This window comes from Neoaquamicrobium microcysteis (assembly GCF_008180155.1).
Lineage (GTDB): Bacteria > Pseudomonadota > Alphaproteobacteria > Rhizobiales > Rhizobiaceae > Aerobium > Aerobium microcysteis.
In genome coordinates, this window is the sequence record NZ_VSZS01000065.1 from 32,271 (window position 1) to 51,371 (window position 19,101).

Below are 19,101 nucleotides of genomic sequence, written 5' to 3' on the forward strand. Positions count from 1 at the left end.
ACCTGCCGGTTACCATGTATCTTTACCATGGCCCCGAATGCGTAACGGGGTAGAGTAACATGTCTGGTGCACGCTCTGTCGGCGATGTCGACGTGGATATCGGGGCGCTTTTCGGCAGCCTGGCGAGAAACTGGCTGCGCATCGTCATTTTCGCCCTGTCGATAACGGCAATTGCGTTCATGCTGGCGTCGATGGCGACGCCGCTCTACCGCGCCGAGACGCGCATCCTCATCGAAAACCGCGAATCGATCTACACTCGGCCCAGCAATGCGGGGGCGGACGCGGATCGGCCGCTTCTCGACGAAGAAGCGATCACGAGCCAGGTCGAGGTGATTTCGTCGGCCGACATCCTGCGCGACGTTGCGCGCCAGCTTGAACTTGCCGGTCGCGACGAATTCGGCGGCAGCGGCGAACGCTCTGCGCTCGGCAATCTTCTCGTCCTCTTCGGGCTGAGGAACGATGCATCGCAGGCCTCTGCGGACGAGCGTGTCATCCAGTCGATGCGCGAGAAGCTGAGCGTCTACCGTGTAGATCGTTCGCGCGTCATCGTCATCCGCTTCTCCTCCGAGGACCCGCAGTTGGCGGCGGCAGTGCCCAACGCCATCGCCGACGCCTACATTGCAGTTCAGGAGCAGGCCAAGCGTCTGTCGAACGCGGATGCCACCCAGTGGCTGGAGCCGGAAATCGACGATCTGCGCCAGCGCGTCCGCGAGGCCGAGGCGCGGGTGGCGGAGTATCGCGCCAGTTCCGACCTGCTGGTCGTAGGGCAGGGCAATGCGCTGCTTTCGACGCAGCAGCTTTCCGAACTGTCGAGCGAGTTGAGCCGTGTGCGCGCCAGCCGTTCCGCCGCGGAGGGCAGCGTCGAGGCCATCCGCGCCGCGCTCCAGTCGGGCGAGCGTATCGACACAGTGGCCGATGTGCTGAACGCGCCGATGGTGCAGCGGCTGCGTGAGCGGCAGGTGCAGATCGAAGCCGATCTCGCGGACCTGTCAACGTCGCTGCTCGGCAATCATCCGCGCATCCGCGCGCTCAACGCACAGCTGGCCGAAACCGACCAGCAGCTTCGCAACGAGATGCAGAAGGTGCTGCGCAGCCTCGAGAACGAAGTGTCGAGCGCCCAGGCCCGCGAGCGCCAGTTGGTCGTCGATCTCGATGGGCTGAAGGCGGAAACGGCGCGTGCCGGCGACGAGGAAGTTGAACTGCGTGCGCTGGAACGCGAGGCGGCAGCTCAGCGCGCGCTGCTCGAATCCTATCTCACGCGCTACCGCGAGGCGGCATCGCGAGCCGACCGCAACTACCTGCCGGCCGATGCCCGCATCTTCTCCCGCGCGACGGCGCCTTTCGAGGCCTACTTCCCGAAGGTCCTGCCCATCATGGCGGCTGCCTTCATCAGTTCCCTGCTGATCGTCGGCCTGTTCATCCTGCTGCGGGAACTGTTCAGCGGCCGCGCGATGCGTCCTGCGACCGGAACCTTCGAGCCGGTCGAGCAGGTGGCGATGCCGACGGCACTGGAAGCACGAAGCGAGCCGGAACCGACGCTGGAAGTCGAGGAACCGCTGGATGCCGCGCCCGCAGTGGAAGACGAGTTCGCAGAAGAGTTTTCCATCGAAGCGACCGCCGAGCGGCTGGTGTCGGGCGGCGCTGCCCGCGCGATCTTCGTATCGCCGGAAGGGGACGAGGCTTCAGCTTCGTCCGTCATGGTGGCCCGAGAGATTTGCGACGCCGGGCTGCGCGTGCTTTTCCTCGACCTGACTTATTCGGGCGCGCCGTCCAACTCGATGCTGGAGAGCCCTCACTATCCCGGCATCACCAACCTGCTGGCTTCGGAAGCCCAGTTCGCCGACATCATCCGCGGCGATCTTTATTCCGACTGTCATGTCATTCCGGTGGGCACGGCCGACGCTGCCAAGGCGATGCGGGCGGCCGATCGTCTCCCCATCATCATGAACTCGCTGACGACCGCATACGACATGGTGATCGTCGAATGCGGCGCTACGAACGCCGAAGGCATCGCCCGTGTAGCGGGAGAGGGTAGCGAGATACTGGTGAGCGTGATCCAGCCCGACGACGCCGCCGTGACGGCCGCCACCGCCGATCTGCTGGCCCACGGCTATGAGGATGTCCACATGGTCACACCGGTTGGCTACGATGCGCCGCCGGCACCCGAGGGCCGCTCGGTCGCCTGAGCTAGAGCATGTTGCGATCTTTCAGATCGGAAGGACCCTAATCGTCGCCGGCGGGCTTTGCCCCGGCGACCCTGCTCCGCAGCCTCTTGACCGCCGACCAGAGCATGGCGTTCGACTTGATGCGATGCACCGCCTTGGCCCGCGCGATCTTCCACGCGCTCAGCAGCCGGCCCTTGCCTGTGAGCGGCAGCAGCGTGTCGAACTGCCATGTCTCGAGGTCGCACCAGCTGCGCTTGTATTCCTCGTCGCCGACGCTGAAGTCGAAGATGCCCATGGCGTCCGCGCAAGCCTGTTCCATGGCGACATAGTCGAGGAAGAAGCCGGGGCTGATGCCCAGATCCTCGTCGCGCATGGCGCAAAACTCGCACACGACGCCATCAGGCATCACGCTGAACCCGTTGACGCCCTGGAGCCTGCCCGCGACCTCCAGTCCCGTCAGGAAGAATGGCGGTCGCGGCTGTTCCAGCGCGGACATGAACAGGTCGCGGAAGAATGCCTGAACCTCTTGAGGCGCGAATACGTCGGTGATGCCCCGCTCTTGAAAGCGTGCGGCTTTCATCACAAAGAACTCTGAAATCAGGCGCTCGACCTCGGCCGGCGCGCCTGCTTCGAAGAGCCTGTGACCGCCGGCATCCTCGAATTTGCGAAGCTGCAGCCGGTACTTCTTCCGTTTCCTCTTGCCGTTGCGGCGCGTCAGCATCGCGTCGAAGCCGCCGGACAGATCGACCGCCAGCGATACGTTCGGGCTAGGCATCGTCGCCATGTTCGTGAGCGGGTTCGGAACGCTCGCAGCCGCCGGGTTCTGACGCTCCAGCACAACAAGGTCGACGTCAGGCCTTGCGGTGTGGATCGCTTCCGTCAAGGCGCGGTATTCGTCCCGCGCAAGCGGCTCGTGCGAACCCTTTGCCATCGCTGCGAAATTGCCGTTGGCATGGCTGCCGCCTACGAAGCGAGCGATGCGGAAGGGGCCTTCACGCACGACTTCCAGCACGAGTGCGATCGCCGCGCGGCCATCGCGGTCTACCGTGGCGACGAATGCATCGGCCTGCGTCGCGCCAATCCACGCCCGAACCCAGACCGGGTTCTGTGGCGGCGCATACAGGGCCGAGGCGCAGAAAGCCTCGTATTCGGCAAGGGCGACGGCGTCCGCCGGGCGTACATCGACCGGCGACTTCAGCGATGCGATGCCGGCCCCGGCATTGCGGTCAGCCGCCCTGGCCGTGCGGCCCGTCGCGCCGATGTCAACCATACCGCAATCCTTCCGCCCTAGAGTGCGAGCCGTCGCGCCTCGAACGAACCGCGCGGGCGGGAAGCCTAGATGCAAAAGGTGAATCAATGATCGACGCGCGGGAGACGGCCAGAAAGCTGATTCTCGGCGGCGTCTATTGGTCGGGGCTGGCCGCTGTCTGCGCGCCATTGCTGTCAGGCAAGGGCGCGATCCTGATGCTGCACCGGGTCAACCGGATGGAAGGCTCGCCGCTCGGCCTGAACAGCCATCTTTCGATCTCTCCGGATTTCCTCGACCGGCTCCTTGCCGACCTGAAAGCACGCGGCGTCGCGCTGATATCGCTGGACGAGATGCTGGAGCACCTTGCCGGCAGGTCCAGCCGTTCGGCTGTCGCGATCACCGCCGACGATGGCTGGCTCGATAATCTCACCAACGCGCTGCCGGTGTTCGAGGCGCACGATGCGCCTTTCACGATCTACGTGGCGCCTGGCCTCACCGACGGTACGGTCGTGCCGTGGTGGGAGGCCGTGGAGGAACTGGCGGCAAGCCGCGATGCCATCAACCTGCCGACGCCTCAGGGTGTCGTGAGCCTCGATTGCTCGGATGAACTGTCGAAGAAGGCGTCCGCCCGCTGGCTGATGAACCATCTGACGCAAGACGTGGCCGAAGAAGACCAGCAGATGCTGCTGAAGAAGATCGCGGCCGCCGCGCAACATGGTCTTTCTCCGCGGCGCTTCATGAACCGGGACGAAATCCGGCAACTGGCCGGTCACCATCTGGCGACGATCGGCGCGCACACGGTGCACCACTACAACCTGAAAAGGTTGAGCGAACAGGCGGCGCTGGACGAGATGACCGCTTCCGCAGCCATGGTCGAGAGCCAGACCGGCCAGCGCCCACGCCATTTCGCCTATCCATACGGCTACGAGAGCGCTGCTGGCGAAAGGGAAGTGGCGCTTGCGGCGAAGGCCGGCTTCGCTTCGGCCGTTACGACCCGGCACGGCGTCCTTCACGCGGGGCACGCCCAGCATCCCCATGCGTTGCCGCGTATCTCCGTAAACGGAAACTATCAGCGTCTCAGCTACATGCGCGCGCTGTTGTCCGGCTTGCCGACGCTGCTTTCCAACCGCGGCCGAAAGCTGGTTACGCTTTAGCCTGTGCGGGCCTTGGGCGGCTTGACCATCCACTTGATGATCAGCATCGCTGGCAGCACCCACAGAATGCCGGTGAAGAAGAAATATGCCAGGTGAACCAGCGGCCCGGACTCGGCCAGTTGGGCCACGGCGACGATGGTGGCGACCAGCGCATAGACTGTGACCAACAGTACCAGCAGCACGGTGCCGATCAGCTTCTTGATGCGAACGGGCATTTTGCGTTTCCTTTGGGCAACGACATAATCCGAACGGGCACGTGGTGCAAACCTGCGCAGCCCCCACGGGGCCGGCGCGACCGCTTGTCGCGCGCGGGTTTCTTGCCTTGGGTCGCGCGATGCGTCACGAAACGCCCAACCAGTCGTCAAGGACGAGCCAGATGGCCGATCAAGCGCAAACCCTCTCAGCACCGCTGCGCGCCCAAAGCCGCGAACAGCGCAACCGGCTTTACGTGCGGGTGTGGCTTTACATCGTGCTTGTGGTTCTCCTTGCGCTGTTTCTGGTCGGCGGCGCGACCCGCCTGACGGGCTCCGGCCTGTCGATCACCGAGTGGAAGCCGATCCATGGCGTTGTGCCGCCGCTGAACGAGGCGGAGTGGCAGGAGGAGCTGGAAAAGTACCGCCAGATCCCGCAATACCAGCAGATCAATAGAGGCATGAGCCTCGACGAGTTCAAGGTCATCTTCTGGTGGGAATGGGCGCACCGACTGCTCGCGCGCGGCGTGGGTTTCCTGGTGGCCGTGCCGCTGGCCTTCTTCTGGCTGACGGGCCGGCTGGAGCGCCATCTGAAGCCGAAGCTGGTGGGCCTGCTGGCGCTGGGTGGGCTTCAGGGCTTCATCGGCTGGTGGATGGTGGCCTCGGGCCTGTCGGAGCGCGTCTCGGTCAGCCAGTACAGGCTTGCAACGCATCTGATGCTTGCGTGCCTGATTTTCGTCGCCACGATGCTGATTGCGCGCGGGCTTGCCCCGCATTCGGCGGGGCCATCGCGGCCCGAAACGCGGCGTTTCGCAGGCTGGATGCTCATTCTGGTGTTCGTCCAGATCTATCTGGGTGCACTCGTTGCGGGGCTTCACGCCGGCATGACGTTCAACACATGGCCGCTGATGGACGGACGACTGTGGCCGGACCAGCTTCTCACCTTGCAGCCGGTCTGGGTGAACTTCTTCGAGAACCCCAAGACCGTGCAGTTCATGCACCGGCTGGGCGCCTACATTGTCTTCGTGGCGGCGATCTGGCACGCGATTGCGGCGTGGCGATCGCAGCCGGGGTCGACCCACGCGCGCAGGGCAGGGGTGCTGCTGCTGCTCGTGACGCTTCAGGCGGGCGTGGGTATCGCTACGCTCCTGTCGGTCGTGAACCTGCATGCCGCGCTTACGCACCACGCGCTGGCGATCATTTTGCTGGGCTTTGCGGCGGCACACTGGCGGGGGACGAAGGGCAGCTATCCGCTGCCGACGCAGATTTCCGCTAAGACCTGATCTGGCGCGCGGCCTCCTGCACAGCGCGACCGACCGACAAGCCCCGAAGGGCTTCGGCCCCGTTGTGTCAAGCCGCCTTGCCCAGCATCAGGTCCATGTTCTGCACAGCCGCGCCCGACGCGCCCTTGCCGAGATTGTCGAGCACGGCGACGAGATTGGCCTGCCCATTGCCCTGCGTGCCGAAGACGAACAGCTTCATGCGGTCGGTGTCGTTGAGCTCTGTCGGGTCTATGCGCGAGAGCATGGCGCTTTCAGCCAGCGGCACCACCTCGACGACGTTCTGCCCGGCGTAATGGGCGCTCAGCGCACCGTGCAGGTCGGCAAGCGAGGGATTGCCGTTCAGATCGGCCAGATGCAGCGGCACCTGCACGATCATGCCCTGCGCGAAGCGGCCGACGCTGGGCGAAAAGATCGGCCGGCGATCGAGGAGGCCGTGAAGCTTCAACTCGGCGACATGCTTGTGGGTGAGCGTCAGCCCGTAGAGGAAGTGCGGCGCGGCGATGTGATCCGCCGCCGTTTCATCCTCCATCTGCGCGATCATCTGCTTGCCGCCGCCGGTATAGCCCGAGACCGCGTTGACGGTTACGGGATAGTCGGCAGGCAGGATGCCGGCTTGGCTGAGCGGCCGGATCAGCCCGATCGCGCCTGTCGGGTAGCAGCCGGGATTGGCGACGAACCTTGCATTCGCGATCTTTTCCGTCTGCGCCGGGTCCATCTCGGCAAAGCCGTAGGCCCAGTCGGGATTGACCCGGTTGGCCGTGGAGGTGTCGATCACGCGTGTGGAATTGTTGCCGTCCAGCATGGCGACGGATTCGCGTGCGGCGTCGTCCGGAAGGCACAGGATCGCGATGTCGGCGGCCCGCAACATCTCCTGCCGCAGGGCGGGATTGCGCCGCTCGGCCTCGGGGATGGAAAGCAGGTCGAGATCGGCGCGACTGCCCAGCCGCTGCCTGATCTGAAGGCCCGTCGTGCCGTGCTCGCCGTCGATGAAGATTTTCGGTTTCATGTCTCTTGTCCGGAATGCGTGCGAAAACAGATGGTTGCCGAGCCGGGTTGAATCAACCTTTGAGGCTCCGGAATCGATTTCTCATCGTCGCGCGAGCTTCTCGGCCAGCAGCCCGAGATAGTGCATGGCGACCGTCGCTCCGGCAATCGCCGTGATGTCTGCATGATCGTAGGCCGGCGCTACCTCGACGACGTCGGCGCCCACGATGTCGATGCCGCCGAGCTGGCGCAGCACAGACAGCATCTTCGCCGAGGAGGGCCCGCCGGCGACAGGGGTGCCGGTTCCCGGCGCGTAGGCCGGATCAAGGCAGTCGATGTCGAACGTCACATAGGTCTTCTTGCCGCCGGTGCGCTCATGGATGGCATAAGCGATATCGGCCGCCTTCATATCCTCCAGCTCGTAGCCGTGGATGATCCGGATGCCGCAATCCTCCGGTGCGTGGGTGCGAATGCCGATCTGGATCGACCGCTCCGGGTCTATGATGCCGGCACGCGCGGCGCGCGCCACGAAGGAGCCATGGTCGATACGCTTCTCGTCATCGAACCAGGTGTCCTGATGGGCGTCGAACTGCACCAGCGCCAGCGGCCCATGCTTCTCGGCATGCGCCTTCAGCAGCGGCCATGTGACGTAGTGGTCACCGCCCAGCGAAAGCAGGAAGCCAGCATGCTTGAGGATTTTGGCGGCCTCGCGCTCGATGGTGGCCGGCGTCTTCTGATGGTTGCCGTAGTCGAGCAGGCAGTCGCCGTAGTCGACAACCGCCATGGCTTCGAACAGATCGACGCCGAAGGGATATTGCGGGTCGACGTCGAAGATCGCCGAGGCGCGTCGAATCGCCTGCGGACCGAAGCGCGCGCCGGGCCTGTTCGACACCGCAGCATCGAAGGGAATGCCCCACACCACCGCGTCCGCGCCCTTCACGTCCTTGGTGAACTTGCGCCGCATGAAGGAAAGCGCGCCGGCATAGGTCGGCTCGCTGTCGCTGCCCACGGTCTTTCTCGCGGTGAAGGCGCGGTCGATTGCGCTGGATGGCATTGTCGTCCCTCCGGTTGTTCGCGCGAAAGCTATTGGCTCTCTGCGACGCGCACGCAACAAAAAAAGCGGACCCGAAGGCCCGCTTTTGTCTGTCCGATCGTCCGAAGCGCTTAGCGCTTGGAGAACTGGAACGAACGACGGGCCTTCGCCTTGCCGTACTTCTTTCGCTCGACCACGCGGCTGTCGCGGGTCAGGAAGCCGCCCTTCTTGAGCACGCCGCGCAGCGTGGGCTCGTAGTATGTCAGCGCCTTGGAAATGCCGTGACGAACGGCACCGGCCTGGCCCGAAAGTCCACCGCCGACGACGGTCGCGACGATGTCGTACTGGCCGTTGCGGTTGGAGGCGACGATCGGCTGCTGCAGGATCATCTGCAGCACCGGACGGGCGAAGTACTTGTCGTACTCCTTGTCGTTGATCGTGATCTTGCCGGTGCCTGGCTTGACCCAGACGCGGGCGATCGCGTCCTTGCGCTTGCCGGTGGCATAGGCGCGGCCGTGAGCGTCCAGCTTCTGGACGTGCACGGGAGCAGCAGGCTGCTCGGCGGTTGCCTGGCCGAGTTCGGCGAGGGAGGAAAGGTCAGCCATTATGCGGCCCTCTTGTTCTTGGAATTGAGCGCTGCCACGTCGAGCTTCTCGGGCTGCTGCGCCTCGTGCGGATGCTCGGCGCCGGCGTAGACGCGAAGGTTCTTCATCTGGCGACGGCCGAGCGGGCCGCGCGGGATCATGCGCTCGATCGCCTTCTCGACGACGCGCTCCGGGAAACGGCCTTCGAGGATCTGGCGAGCGGTGCGCTCCTTGATGCCGCCGGGGTGGCCGGTGTGCCAGTAATAGGTCTTGTCGGTGTACTTCTTGCCCGTCAGCGCGATCTTGTCGGCATTGATGATGACGACGTTGTCGCCGTCATCGACGTGAGGCGTGAAGGTTGCTTTGTGCTTGCCGCGCAGACGGTTGGCGACGACGGATGCGAGGCGGCCGAGGACGAGACCTTCGGCATCGATCAGCACCCACTTCTTCACCACGTCCGCAGGCTTCTGCGAAAAGGTTGTCATGGTCTTATGCTTTCGTTTCGGACCTTCCGGAGAAGGCGTTTCTTGTTGCTTGGCTTGGATGGCGGCAGGTGCCGCTACCCAAAAGAAAACGGCGGCCGATAGGGCCGCTGTGTTCGATGGTGCTTATAAAAGCGTCTCGGAACGCCGTCAAGCCGCGTTAGGCGGCCCCGCTCCAAAAATAGCAAGGAAAAACAATGGTGTACACGTGCGGTATTATTTTACCGCACGGCTCACCGCCTGGGTGGGATCGAATAGGTGCCAGTTGCATGGGCGACGACGTGTTTGTCCGGCCCCGAGACCATCGAGATATCGAAAACCATGAGGCTCCGGCCGAGCTTCAGGATGCGGCAATGCCCGTCGATCGGGCCGGCCTCGGCCTTGCGCATGAAGTTGATGTTCAGATTGGTCGTCACCGACAGGGCGTCGCGGCCGGCGTGGGACAGCACGCAGACATAGCCCCCAATGTCGGCGAGGGTGAACAGCGACGGGCCCGAAACCGTATTGCCAGGGCGCAGATGGCGCTTTCCCGCGTTGAGGCGGACGATGCAGCCGCCCGCAAACACGTCGGTTGCCAGATAGTCGGAAAAATCGTCGTTGAGCTGCGGATAGACCGACTTGAGGAACTCGTTGATTTCGTCGGCCGTCATGATCGGCTCGAATGTGCTCATCTGCCCCTCCCGGCTTCCGTTTTCGTAAACGTCAAAGTGAGTTTCGCCATTTCCCGCCTTTCCTTCAACCCGCCCCGTGCTAGTTTCGAACGCAAATCGCAGGCTGGGTGCGCAATCAACCGGGGAGGACAAGATGGCAGAGGTCGTCGCCATGCGCAGGCAGGAAGATGCAGGAGGGCCGGTCCACGCCGACCTTCGCGACGGCATCTTGCGCCTGACCCTGGCCAACCCGCCCGCCAATGCTTTGTCGCTCGCGACGATGACCGCGCTGCAGGAGGCGCTCGACGCCGCGGGTGATGACAAGGCCGTGCTCGTCGTGGTGATCGCCGCGCAGGGGAAGCTTTTTTCCGGTGGGCATGACCTCAAGGAAATGCAGGGCCATCGCGCCGATGATGACCGCGGCCGGGCTTTCTTCGAGCACACTTTCGCGACCTGCTCGCGGTTGATGCAGACGATCGTGGCGCTGCCGCAGCCGGTCATCGCCGCCGTGGATGGCGCGGCGACCGCCGCCGGCTGCCAGCTCGTCGCGTCGTGTGATCTTGCGATAGCCACCGACCGGTCCACCTTCGGCGTCAACGGCATCGACGTCGGGCTGTTCTGCTCGACGCCGGCGGTTGCCCTCTCGCGGAAGATCAAGCCGAAGCATGCGATGGAGATGCTGCTGACCGGCGAGATGATCGACGCGTCGAGCGCACGCGAATTCGGCCTCATCAATCGCGTCGTGCCACCCGAATACCTGAATCAGATCGTGACCAAATACGCGCAAGCCATTGCCGCCAAATCGCCTTTGGCGATCCGCATGGGCAAGCAGGCGTTCTACGCGCAGATCGAAAAGCCGCTGCCCGAAGCGTATGATATCGCTTCCGGGGTGATGGTGGAAAACATGCTGGCGCGAGACGCTGCGGAGGGCATCGACGCCTTCATAGGCAAGCGCAAGCCGGAGTGGACGGGCGAGTAATGGCAAGGATCGATAGTTTTGAAGAAGTGGCACGCGAACGTGTCACCCTCCACAATTCAATAGATGCAAAGATTATCCGTTATGAACTGGACGGTAGACGCCTGATTCAGATCGATACGATGGGTAGCCGAGATAGGAAGATTCCTGGAAAAGTCAGTCAGTCTATTCAGTTGGACGAACATTCAGCGCGCCAATTGTTCGAGATCATGAAGGATCACTTTAGGTTTAAATGAGCATGGAGCCACGCATATCGATCGTGACGCTCGCGGTCGAAAACCTCGACCGTGCAACCGCGTTCTACGAAGCGCTCGGGCTTCAGCGGCACCGGAAGTTCACCGATGGCGTGGCGTTCTTCCAGATGGGCGGGCTGATTCTCGCGCTCTGGCCGCGCGAGGAACTCGCAAAGGATGCGGGGTTCGACCCCGGGCTTCTCGAACGATCCTTCTCCGGCATCGCGCTCGCCTACAACACCCGGTCGCCTGACGAGGTGGCAGAAATAATCCAGAGCGCCGCGGAAGCCGGCGGTCTCGTGCTGAAACCGGCCCAGCAGGCCTTCTGGGGCGGCATTCAGGGCTATTTCGCAGACACGGAGGGCAACCTGTGGGAAGTTGCCTGGAACCCCGACTTTCCGATCGACGCAGAAGGGCGTATCTCGCTGCCTGAATGAACCACGACGTTTACGACAATTCCTACATCGCAGGCATCCTCAACACGGTTAAGGCCATCGCCATCGTCGGCGCTTCGGCCAACGACGTTCGACCTTCCTTTTTTGTGACCAAATATCTGATCGACAAGGGCTATACCGTCTTTCCGATTAATCCCGGCCATGCCGGCAAGGAAATCCTGGGGCGCATGACCTATGCGCGGCTGGCGGACGTTCCCGAGCCGATCGACATGGTGGACATATTTCGCGCCTCGGCAGCCGTGCCCGCCATCGTCGATGAGGTGCTGGCGCTCGACCCGCTGCCCAGGGCGATCTGGATGCAACTGACGGTGCGCCACGACGAGGCCGCGGCCAAAGCCGAGGCAGCCGGCATTGATGTCGTGATGAACCGCTGCCCCAAGATCGAGTATGCGCGCCTTGCGGGCGAAATCGGCTGGAACGGCGTCAACAGCCGCGTCATATCGTCGAAGAAGCCGGTCATGCGGCAGGGATTCCAGAGCTTCGGCATAAGGCAGAGGTAGCGCTGGAAATCTATTCTACGGATTGTGTGCGCGGGCCCCGTGCGCCGCCGCACTGGGCGTTCCGGAGAGAAAAATCCTCTTTGCCTTTGTTCGCAGCGTTTGCGAACAATGCCGCGACCTTGAAACTTCAGGAGGAAATCGATGTCACAGCGCGCACCCGGCTTCAACACGCTCGCCATCCACGCGGGCGCCCAGCCCGATCCAGCAACCGGCGCGCGCGCCACGCCGATCTACCAGACCACGGCCTATGTGTTCGACGATGTCGATCATGCCGCCTCCCTGTTCGGCCTCAAGGCGTTCGGCAACATCTACACCCGCATCATGAACCCCACGCAGGCGGTTCTGGAGGAGCGCGTTGCAGCGCTGGAGGGCGGCACTGCGGCCGTCGCCACGTCGTCAGGCCATGGCGCGCAGCTGCTCGTGTTTCACACGCTGATGCGGCCGGGCGAGAATTTCGTTGCTGCAAGGAAGCTCTATGGTGGCTCGATCAACCAGTTCGGCCATGCCTTCAAGAATTTCGGCTGGGAGGTCCGCTGGGCCGACACGGACGATCCGTCGACCTTTGAAGACCAGATCGATGGCAATACCCGCGCCATCTTCATCGAAAGCCTCGCCAATCCGGGCGGCACCTTCGTGGATATCGAGAAGATCGGCGAGATAGCCCGCAAGCACGGCCTGCCGCTGATCGTCGACAACACGATGGCGAGCCCCTATCTGCTGCGGCCGATAGAGCACGGTGCGGACATCGTCGTCCACTCGCTGACGAAGTTCATCGGCGGCCACGGCAACTCCATGGGCGGTATCGTCGTGGATGGCGGCACCTTCGACTGGTCGAAATCGGGCAACTACCCGATGCTGTCGCAGCCGCGCCCTGAGTATGGCGGGCTGGTCCTGCACGAGACCTTCGGCAATTTCGCCTTTGCGATCGCCTGCCGGGTGCTGGGCCTGCGCGATTTCGGCCCTGCTATATCGCCGTTCAACGCTTTCCTCATCGCGACGGGACTGGAGACGCTGCCGCTGCGCATGCAGCGCCATTGCGACAACGCGCTCAAGGTCGCTGAATGGCTGACGAAGCACGACAAGGTCGCCTGGGTGTCTTATCCCGGCCTGGAATCCGACCCGAATCATGCGCTTCAGCAGAAATACTCGCCCAACGGGGCAGGAGCGGTGTTCACCTTCGGCCTCAAGGGCGGGTTCGACGCCGGCGTAAAGGTGGTCGAGGGCGTCGAGCTGTTCTCGCATCTGGCCAATATCGGCGATACGAAGTCGCTCATCATTCATCCCGCGTCCACCACCCACCGCCAGCTCTCCGACGAGCAGAAGACAGCGGCAGGAGCGGGCGCCGACGTGATCCGCCTTTCAGTCGGCATCGAGGACGTCGCCGACATCATCGCCGACCTCGATCAGGCCCTGGCCAAGGTGTGATGCCATGTATGTCAGTCGCTTCGTCGGTGTATCGGTTGCGGGGAGCGAGCCGGAGGAGGGTGCTCCCGCGCCGGATCGGCTGATCGCTGGTGATCCGAAGTTCCGGACCTGGAATGTCGAGGAGGCCGATGGCGGCCTCTATGCCGGCATCTGGGAAGCAACACCCGGCAAATGGCGCATCGAATATGACGAGTGGGAGTTCTGTCACATCCTTTCAGGCGTCTCCATCGTAGCCGAGGAAGCCGGCGAGGCGCACACGCTCAAGGCGGGCGACAGCTTCGTGCTCCGCCCAGGCTTCAAGGGCACGTGGGAAGTGGTGGAGACGACGCGCAAGGAATATGTGATCCGGGTCTGAGCGACTTTCCGCTGCGTAATCCCCCATATCCACATTGTCCACAGGCTGCGCCGCATTGCTTACGCAAGGGCAGGGCCGTAAATTGAGGACATCTCAGATGCCTGACGGCCCCGCTCGGACAGCGGGAACAAGCCAAAGGATCACTGGGACCGCACCGGCCCGGTCGGGCTACGGGGTAAAACCCGCGGCAAGGGCGAAGCCGGAAGTCCAGCGGAACCGCTGACAGCGGTCTGGAACGCTACAGGCGGACCGATGCTGCCATGAAGGCCGGGTAAGTCCTTCGATGGTATGCCGAAAACGGCTCTTAGGGGTCGGGAGAGGCAGGTCCGGGAAAGCAGACCTTCTTCGAAGGCGCGCATGTCCCGCGGCCACCGTCAGAAACAGGATTCGATGCGGTTTCGTCTCTTCGAGGCGCGTCCACAACGAGACCCTGATCTGAACAGGGAGGCACTGGGAGCGATCCCGGTGCTTTCCTTGTTTTGGCGCGACGGTCGTCACCAGCGGCAGACAAGCCGCTCCAGCCCGTGAAAGTGATAGATGTCGCGATAGCGCGGCTCTTCGGCAAGCCTGATGGCGGGCAGGCGCTCGAACAGCACCTTGAGGGCCGCCTGCATCTCAAGCCGTGCCAGTGGCGCCCCGATGCAGAAATGGATGCCGGCGCCGAACGAGACGTTCTTCTGGTCTGCGCGAGAAGGGTTGAACTCGCGCGGCAGCTCGAATGCCGCCGGATCGTTGTTGGCGGCGCCGAGCAGAAGCGCCACCTGCTCGCCCGAACGCAACTGGATACCGGGCGCGATCTCGACGTCCTCGTATGCGTAGCGGGTGAACATGTGCAGGGGAGCGTCGAAACGCAGGCACTCTTCCACCGTCGCCGCGGTCGCCTCGGGCGTTGAGAAGAAGCGGCGCGGGTCGCCGCCCTGCCAAAGAATAGCCCGGATGGCATTGCCGGTCTGATGCACGGTTGCCTCGTGGCCGGCGTTCAAAAGCAGGATCGCGGACGAAACCAGCTCGTCTTCCGACAGTTTCTCACCGCTCTCGTGCGCGGCCGTCAGTACGCTCAGCAGGTCGTCGCCGGGGGTCCTGCGCCGCTCCTCGGCGTGATGGCGGATGAACGCGGAGAACGCCCTTGCCGATGCGTTTGCCTGCTCCGCGATTTCGCGCGTCGGGGCGTGCATGTACATGCGCACCATGTCGTTCGACCACGCCACGAGCTGCGGCCCCGTCTCGGCCGGCAGGCCCATCATCTCGGCGATGATGGTGGCGGGAAGCGGGGTCGCGAAATCCGGTATGAGGTCTGCTTCGCCATCCCGTTCGAAACGGTCGATCAGTTCGTGCGCCAGTCTCTCGGCGCGTGGGCGCAGCCGCTCCACCTGCCGCGAGACGAAGGCCCGGTTGACCAGCGTTCGCAGGCGCGTGTGGACGGGTGGCTCCAGTTCCAGCATCGAACCCGCCTCGGCGCGGTCGAAATCGGCCAGATGCGAGCGGTCCCCCGTCGCCAGCACGTTCGCCATATATCCGCCGGGCCGCTCGCGCCCGAAACGCCGGTCGCGGAAGGTGCGGTTGACCTCGTCGTATCCGGCCAGACACCAGAGCCCGAAATTCTCCCAGAAGAACACGGGGCAGGAGGCGTGAAGAAACGCGTAGGCCGGATAGGGGTCCTGCACGAAGCTGGCCTCGTGCGGGTCGAGCCGCACGCTGCGGCTGTCGGGATCGAATTCCAGATAGGCAGGTTTGTCCATGACGGGTGCATAGCTCGACTTGCACCCCCGCTTCCAGCCCGTATTGTGACACCTCAACAGCGATCTGAGGGGGTTGGCGATGAAGGTGATTGCGGTCGGCGCCGGGATAGCCGGGCTTTCAACGGCCTGGGCGCTGACCAGGCGAGGGCATCACGTTTCGCTTCTGGAGCAGGGGCCTATACCCAATCCGCTCGCCGCATCGGGTGACCATCACCGCATCATCCGCCGTGCCTATGGGCTGGACAGCGGTTACGGCCGCGCCATAACCGAGGCCTACCACGCGTGGGACGAACTCTGGCGGGATCTGGGCCAGAGCCATTATGATGCGCGGGGCTTTCTATGCGTGTCGCGCGAGCCGGGCGACGATGCCGAGCGCTACCGCGAAGGCATGGAGCAGGGCGGCTGGCCGATAGAGGTTTTCGATGCTGCGGAAGCCGCCCGCCGCTGGCCGTTTCTGGATGCCGCCGGCATCCGCTATGCGTTTCACTCGCCGGAAGGTGGCGCGCTGCACTGCCGTCGCATCGCGGCGGGAATTGGCGAATGGCTGCGCGCCAATGGCGCAGACGTGCGTGAGCATACGCGAGTGGCGTCGGTGGATTGCGCCGCCGGCGTCGTCGAACTGGCCGATGGCGAGCGAATCGAGGCTGACCGCATCGTCGTTGCGGCCGGCGCCTGGGTGACCAAGCTGTTCCCCGATCTCGCGTCCGAGCTGACGACCTATCGCACCGCCGTCGTCTACCTCGAGCCGCCGGCCGACCTGTCCGAAGCCTGGGAGGCTGCGCCGGTGATACTCGATGTCGGCGGCGCCACCGACGGCTACATCATTCCCCGCTCGGGCGAGGGCGGGCTCAAGTTCGGCTCCGGCCTGCACAAGCGCGCGCAGCCCGACGCCGACATGGACCGCGTGCCCGCGCCGGGTGAGGGCGATGCCATTTTGAACCTGTTTTCGCCGCCCATCGCGCGCATATCGGAATACGTCGTCCGCGAGGTCGTCACCTGCGCGTACACCTTCACCGACGACGAGCGCTTCTTCGCCTCGGAGCGCGGCAAATGCCTCGTCGTCTCGGCCTGTTCGGGGCACGGCTACAAGTTCGGCGCAGCCGTCGGCCGGCGTGTGGCGCAAGCGGTGGAGGATGGCGACACACGCTGTCTCAAGCGCTGGTTGCAGGCCGAACAAATCTGACCCTGCGTCAGCGCGGCTGGGCGCCGGGGGCGTTTACCTTGGCGTGCCGACGGGCTTGCGCAAGGCAAAGCCGGCATCCTATCTAACAGGGAACCGACAATCACGATTCTGGCCGTCGGGCCCGCTGATTCCCATCTGGAAGGGATACTATGAGAGACCCCGTCGAAACCTACATGAACCTCGTGCCGATGGTGGTCGAGCAGACGAACCGCGGCGAGCGCGCCTACGACATCTTCTCGCGCCTGCTGAAGGAACGCATCATCTTCATCACCGGCCCGGTCGAGGACGGCATGGCGACCTTGGTGTGCGCCCAGCTCCTCTTCCTCGAGGCCGAGAATCCGAAGAAGGAAATCAACCTCTACATCAACTCGCCCGGCGGCGTGGTCACCTCGGGCATGGCGATCTACGACACCATGCAGTTCATCAAGCCGGCCGTCTCGACGCTGTGCATCGGGCAGGCCGCTTCCATGGGCTCGCTGCTGCTGTGCGCCGGCCACAAGGACATGCGCTTCGCGACGCCCAACGCGCGCATCATGGTGCATCAGCCGTCCGGCGGTTTCTCCGGCCAGGCTTCCGACATCGAGCGTCACGCCCAGGACATTATCAAACTGAAGCGTCGCCTCAACGAAGTGTATGTAAAGCACACCGGCAAGGACTACGAGATCATCGAACGGACGCTCGACCGCGACCATTTCATGACCTCGGAGGAGGCGAAGGAGTTCGGCCTTATCGACAGGGTCATCTCCAGCCGTGAGACGATCGAAGGACCGACCGCTTCGTGATCCAGCCGGCGCAGTACGAATCCCACGCATTTTTGACGCGTGCTGCGCCATTTCGGTCACAATTTGCTGTTCCCTCGGGAAGGGTGACACCCTACGTTAAGCCTCTGTTGAGCTTCGGCGGCTTAGCCTTTCCAAGGGATTCGCGTGTCGCCGTGGCCGGCTCCGGGTTGTTTTCTGTGCGGAACGGTTTCAATGAGCCATTGGCATTGGCAGGGACGCGTTCCCGCCATAGTGTTGTGCCCCCGGATCGTACATCGTGGTATGGTTCGGGCAGAGCCGAAAGGGTTTGGATAGCATGAGCAAGGTCAGCAATAGTGGCGGCGACTCGAAGAACACGCTGTATTGCTCGTTCTGCGGCAAGAGCCAGCACGAGGTCCGCAAGCTGATCGCGGGGCCGACCGTATTCATCTGCGATGAATGCGTCGAACTGTGCATGGACATCATCCGCGAGGAGAACAAATCCTCGATGGTGAAGTCGCGCGAGGGCGTCCCCACCCCGCAGGAGATCCTGGCGGTTCTGGACGACTACGTGATCGGCCAGCCCTACGCCAAGCGCGTGCTGTCGGTGGCGGTGCACAACCACTACAAGCGCCTCGCGCACGCCGGCAAGAACAACGATGTCGAGTTGGCGAAGTCCAACATCCTGCTGATCGGCCCGACGGGCTGCGGCAAGACGCTGCTCGCCCAGACGCTGGCGCGCATAATCGACGTGCCTTTCACCATGGCCGACGCCACCACGCTTACCGAAGCGGGCTATGTCGGCGAGGACGTCGAGAACATCATCCTCAAGCTGCTGCAGTCGGCCGACTACAATGTCGAGCGCGCCCAGCGCGGCATCGTCTACATCGACGAGATCGACAAGATTTCCCGCAAGTCGGACAATCCGTCGATCACCCGCGACGTGTCGGGCGAGGGCGTGCAGCAGGCACTGCTCAAGATCATGGAAGGCACGGTGGCTTCCGTGCCGCCACAGGGCGGTCGCAAGCACCCGCAGCAGGAGTTCCTGCAGGTGGACACGGCCAACATCCTGTTCATCTGCGGCGGCGCGTTCGCTGGCCTCGACCGGATCATCTCCGACCGTGGCCGCAAGACCTCGATCGGCTTCGGCGCGACGGTCGCTTCGCCGGAAGATCGCCGCACCGGTGACCTGTTCCGTCAGGTCGAGCCGGAAGATCTGCTGAAGTTCGGCCTGATTCCCGAGTTCGTCGGCCGCCTGCCCGTCCTGGCGACGCTGGAAGACCTCGACGAGCCTGCGCTCATCCAGATCCTTACCGAGCCCAAGAACGCGCTTGTGAAGCAGTATCAGCGCCTGTTCGAGATGGAGAACGTGGAGTTGACATTCCACGAGAGCGCGCTGTCGGCCATCGCCAAGAAGGCCATCGAGCGCAAGACTGGCGCACGCGGCCTTCGTTCGATCATGGAAGCGATCCTGCTCGACACGATGTTCGAGCTGCCGGCGCTGGAAGGCGTGCAGGAAGTCGTGATCTCCGACGAGGTCGTGTCCGGCAACGCCCGCCCGCTCTACATCTACGCCGAGAAGGAAAAGGGCAGCGCGGCGAGCGCCTGAGGCCTCGCCGCAGCAGCTGACAGGGCGTTGTGGGGTTCTCCGCCGCCCTGTTGCCGCAGCGCTTGCCAACCGCCACGGACAGCGCCATAAGCGTGCGGACGGCAACCGACC

20 protein-coding genes are annotated in these 19,101 nt (G+C 63.8%); 12 read left to right on the plus strand and 8 right to left on the minus strand.

Features of this window, described 5'->3' with window-relative positions; genetic code table 11:
* The first annotated feature begins 59 nt into the window (after window positions 1–59).
* Window positions 60–2,186 carry a GumC family protein gene (locus FY036_RS15505; RefSeq protein WP_148915663.1) on the plus strand — a complete coding sequence of 709 codons (2,127 nt, stop codon included), beginning with the start codon at window positions 60–62 and terminating at the stop codon, window positions 2,184–2,186.
* 37 nt (window positions 2,187–2,223) lie between these two features.
* Here the strand turns inward: FY036_RS15505 and FY036_RS15510 are convergent, their stop codons facing one another.
* The gene (locus tag FY036_RS15510; RefSeq protein ID WP_161601144.1) at window positions 2,224–3,435 is read right to left on the minus strand and encodes a GNAT family N-acetyltransferase; all 1,212 of its coding nucleotides are present in this window, start codon (window positions 3,433–3,435) and stop codon (window positions 2,224–2,226) included.
* Window positions 3,436–3,521: 86 nt separating this feature from the next.
* Between FY036_RS15510 and FY036_RS15515 the strand changes: the two genes are divergently transcribed.
* On the plus strand, window positions 3,522–4,568 hold the full coding sequence (locus FY036_RS15515) for a polysaccharide deacetylase family protein (protein ID WP_148915665.1): 1,047 nt from the start codon (window positions 3,522–3,524) through the stop codon (window positions 4,566–4,568).
* Here the strand turns inward: FY036_RS15515 and FY036_RS15520 are convergent.
* Window positions 4,565–4,783: a DUF2842 domain-containing protein gene (locus FY036_RS15520; protein WP_148915666.1), complete on the minus strand. Its 219-nt coding sequence runs from the start codon at window positions 4,781–4,783 to the stop codon at window positions 4,565–4,567. The genes FY036_RS15515 and FY036_RS15520 overlap by 4 nt on opposite strands.
* A 161-nt stretch (window positions 4,784–4,944) precedes the next feature.
* Between FY036_RS15520 and FY036_RS15525 the strand changes: the two genes are divergently transcribed.
* Window positions 4,945–6,042: a COX15/CtaA family protein gene (locus FY036_RS15525; protein ID WP_148915667.1), complete on the plus strand. Its 1,098-nt coding sequence runs from the start codon at window positions 4,945–4,947 to the stop codon at window positions 6,040–6,042.
* Between the two features lie 67 nt (window positions 6,043–6,109).
* On the opposite strand, the gene argC is transcribed toward FY036_RS15525, so the two are convergent.
* The 5 genes from argC to FY036_RS15550 form a co-directional block, all read right to left on the minus strand.
* The gene (gene argC, locus FY036_RS15530) at window positions 6,110–7,048 is read right to left on the minus strand and encodes an N-acetyl-gamma-glutamyl-phosphate reductase (protein WP_148915668.1); all 939 of its coding nucleotides are present in this window, start codon (window positions 7,046–7,048) and stop codon (window positions 6,110–6,112) included.
* An 81-nt stretch (window positions 7,049–7,129) separates the two neighbouring features.
* Window positions 7,130–8,080 carry an agmatinase gene (speB, locus tag FY036_RS15535; protein WP_148915669.1) on the minus strand — a complete coding sequence of 317 codons (951 nt, stop codon included), beginning with the start codon at window positions 8,078–8,080 and terminating at the stop codon, window positions 7,130–7,132.
* 110 nt (window positions 8,081–8,190) lie between these two features.
* The gene (gene rpsI, locus FY036_RS15540; RefSeq protein WP_148915670.1) at window positions 8,191–8,664 is read right to left on the minus strand and encodes a 30S ribosomal protein S9; all 474 of its coding nucleotides are present in this window, start codon (window positions 8,662–8,664) and stop codon (window positions 8,191–8,193) included.
* The gene (rplM, locus tag FY036_RS15545) at window positions 8,664–9,128 is read right to left on the minus strand and encodes a 50S ribosomal protein L13 (protein ID WP_148915671.1); all 465 of its coding nucleotides are present in this window, start codon (window positions 9,126–9,128) and stop codon (window positions 8,664–8,666) included. Before rplM ends, rpsI begins: the two co-directional genes overlap by 1 nt.
* Window positions 9,129–9,358: 230 nt before the next feature.
* The gene (locus tag FY036_RS15550) at window positions 9,359–9,796 is read right to left on the minus strand and encodes a PaaI family thioesterase (protein WP_148915672.1); all 438 of its coding nucleotides are present in this window, start codon (window positions 9,794–9,796) and stop codon (window positions 9,359–9,361) included.
* 133 nt (window positions 9,797–9,929) lie between these two features.
* Here FY036_RS15550 and FY036_RS15555 point away from each other — a divergent pair, with 133 nt between their 5' ends.
* The 6 genes from FY036_RS15555 (at window position 9,930) to FY036_RS15580 (ending at window position 13,719) form a co-directional block, all read left to right on the plus strand.
* Window positions 9,930–10,754 carry an enoyl-CoA hydratase gene (locus FY036_RS15555; RefSeq protein ID WP_148915673.1) on the plus strand — a complete coding sequence of 275 codons (825 nt, stop codon included), beginning with the start codon at window positions 9,930–9,932 and terminating at the stop codon, window positions 10,752–10,754.
* Window positions 10,754–10,987: a methionyl-tRNA formyltransferase gene (locus FY036_RS15560; protein WP_235897686.1), complete on the plus strand. Its 234-nt coding sequence runs from the start codon at window positions 10,754–10,756 to the stop codon at window positions 10,985–10,987. Before FY036_RS15555 ends, FY036_RS15560 begins: the two co-directional genes overlap by 1 nt.
* Window positions 10,988–10,989: 2 nt before the next feature.
* Window positions 10,990–11,421, plus strand: coding sequence for a VOC family protein (locus FY036_RS15565; RefSeq protein ID WP_148915944.1), 432 nt, complete (start codon window positions 10,990–10,992; stop codon window positions 11,419–11,421).
* Complete coding sequence (locus tag FY036_RS15570; RefSeq protein ID WP_148915674.1) at window positions 11,418–11,939, plus strand: CoA-binding protein; 522 nt, start codon at window positions 11,418–11,420, stop codon at window positions 11,937–11,939. The genes FY036_RS15565 and FY036_RS15570 overlap by 4 nt, the downstream gene beginning before the upstream one ends.
* 141 nt (window positions 11,940–12,080) lie before the next feature.
* Window positions 12,081–13,364, plus strand: a complete 1,284-nt coding sequence (locus FY036_RS15575; RefSeq protein ID WP_148915675.1) for an O-acetylhomoserine aminocarboxypropyltransferase — start codon at window positions 12,081–12,083, stop codon at window positions 13,362–13,364.
* Window positions 13,365–13,368: 4 nt separating this feature from the next.
* Complete coding sequence (locus tag FY036_RS15580; RefSeq protein WP_148915676.1) at window positions 13,369–13,719, plus strand: cupin domain-containing protein; 351 nt, start codon at window positions 13,369–13,371, stop codon at window positions 13,717–13,719.
* A 494-nt stretch (window positions 13,720–14,213) separates the two neighbouring features.
* Here FY036_RS15580 and FY036_RS15585 read toward each other — a convergent pair whose 3' ends face one another.
* A complete protein-coding gene (locus tag FY036_RS15585) occupies window positions 14,214–15,458 on the minus strand; it encodes a cytochrome P450 (protein WP_148915677.1) in 1,245 nt (414 codons plus the stop codon).
* A 79-nt stretch (window positions 15,459–15,537) separates the two neighbouring features.
* On the opposite strand from FY036_RS15585, the gene FY036_RS15590 reads away from it, so the two are divergent.
* The 3 genes from FY036_RS15590 (at window position 15,538) to clpX (ending at window position 18,990) form a co-directional block, all read left to right on the plus strand.
* The gene (locus FY036_RS15590) at window positions 15,538–16,641 is read left to right on the plus strand and encodes an NAD(P)/FAD-dependent oxidoreductase (RefSeq protein ID WP_148915678.1); all 1,104 of its coding nucleotides are present in this window, start codon (window positions 15,538–15,540) and stop codon (window positions 16,639–16,641) included.
* 149 nt (window positions 16,642–16,790) lie between these two features.
* Window positions 16,791–17,423, plus strand: coding sequence for an ATP-dependent Clp protease proteolytic subunit (locus tag FY036_RS15595; protein ID WP_148915679.1), 633 nt, complete (start codon window positions 16,791–16,793; stop codon window positions 17,421–17,423).
* Between the two features lie 295 nt (window positions 17,424–17,718).
* The gene (gene clpX, locus FY036_RS15600) at window positions 17,719–18,990 is read left to right on the plus strand and encodes an ATP-dependent Clp protease ATP-binding subunit ClpX (RefSeq protein ID WP_148915680.1); all 1,272 of its coding nucleotides are present in this window, start codon (window positions 17,719–17,721) and stop codon (window positions 18,988–18,990) included.
* Window positions 18,991–19,101 lie beyond the last annotated feature (111 nt).

Coding starts and splice junctions, on each gene's coding strand:
- FY036_RS15505 (WP_148915663.1), top strand. CDS start 60: ATGTCTGGTGCACGCTCTGTCGGCGATGTCGACGTGGATATCGGGGCG.
- FY036_RS15510 (WP_161601144.1), bottom strand. CDS start 3,435: ATGGTTGACATCGGCGCGACGGGCCGCACGGCCAGGGCGGCTGACCGC.
- FY036_RS15515 (WP_148915665.1), top strand. CDS start 3,522: ATGATCGACGCGCGGGAGACGGCCAGAAAGCTGATTCTCGGCGGCGTC.
- FY036_RS15520 (WP_148915666.1), bottom strand. CDS start 4,783: ATGCCCGTTCGCATCAAGAAGCTGATCGGCACCGTGCTGCTGGTACTG.
- FY036_RS15525 (WP_148915667.1), top strand. CDS start 4,945: ATGGCCGATCAAGCGCAAACCCTCTCAGCACCGCTGCGCGCCCAAAGC.
- argC (WP_148915668.1), bottom strand. CDS start 7,048: ATGAAACCGAAAATCTTCATCGACGGCGAGCACGGCACGACGGGCCTT.
- speB (WP_148915669.1), bottom strand. CDS start 8,080: ATGCCATCCAGCGCAATCGACCGCGCCTTCACCGCGAGAAAGACCGTG.
- rpsI (WP_148915670.1), bottom strand. CDS start 8,664: ATGGCTGACCTTTCCTCCCTCGCCGAACTCGGCCAGGCAACCGCCGAG.
- rplM (WP_148915671.1), bottom strand. CDS start 9,128: ATGACAACCTTTTCGCAGAAGCCTGCGGACGTGGTGAAGAAGTGGGTG.
- FY036_RS15550 (WP_148915672.1), bottom strand. CDS start 9,796: ATGAGCACATTCGAGCCGATCATGACGGCCGACGAAATCAACGAGTTC.
- FY036_RS15555 (WP_148915673.1), top strand. CDS start 9,930: ATGGCAGAGGTCGTCGCCATGCGCAGGCAGGAAGATGCAGGAGGGCCG.
- FY036_RS15560 (WP_235897686.1), top strand. CDS start 10,754: ATGGCAAGGATCGATAGTTTTGAAGAAGTGGCACGCGAACGTGTCACC.
- FY036_RS15565 (WP_148915944.1), top strand. CDS start 10,990: ATGGAGCCACGCATATCGATCGTGACGCTCGCGGTCGAAAACCTCGAC.
- FY036_RS15570 (WP_148915674.1), top strand. CDS start 11,418: ATGAACCACGACGTTTACGACAATTCCTACATCGCAGGCATCCTCAAC.
- FY036_RS15575 (WP_148915675.1), top strand. CDS start 12,081: ATGTCACAGCGCGCACCCGGCTTCAACACGCTCGCCATCCACGCGGGC.
- FY036_RS15580 (WP_148915676.1), top strand. CDS start 13,369: ATGTATGTCAGTCGCTTCGTCGGTGTATCGGTTGCGGGGAGCGAGCCG.
- FY036_RS15585 (WP_148915677.1), bottom strand. CDS start 15,458: ATGGACAAACCTGCCTATCTGGAATTCGATCCCGACAGCCGCAGCGTG.
- FY036_RS15590 (WP_148915678.1), top strand. CDS start 15,538: ATGAAGGTGATTGCGGTCGGCGCCGGGATAGCCGGGCTTTCAACGGCC.
- FY036_RS15595 (WP_148915679.1), top strand. CDS start 16,791: ATGAGAGACCCCGTCGAAACCTACATGAACCTCGTGCCGATGGTGGTC.
- clpX (WP_148915680.1), top strand. CDS start 17,719: ATGAGCAAGGTCAGCAATAGTGGCGGCGACTCGAAGAACACGCTGTAT.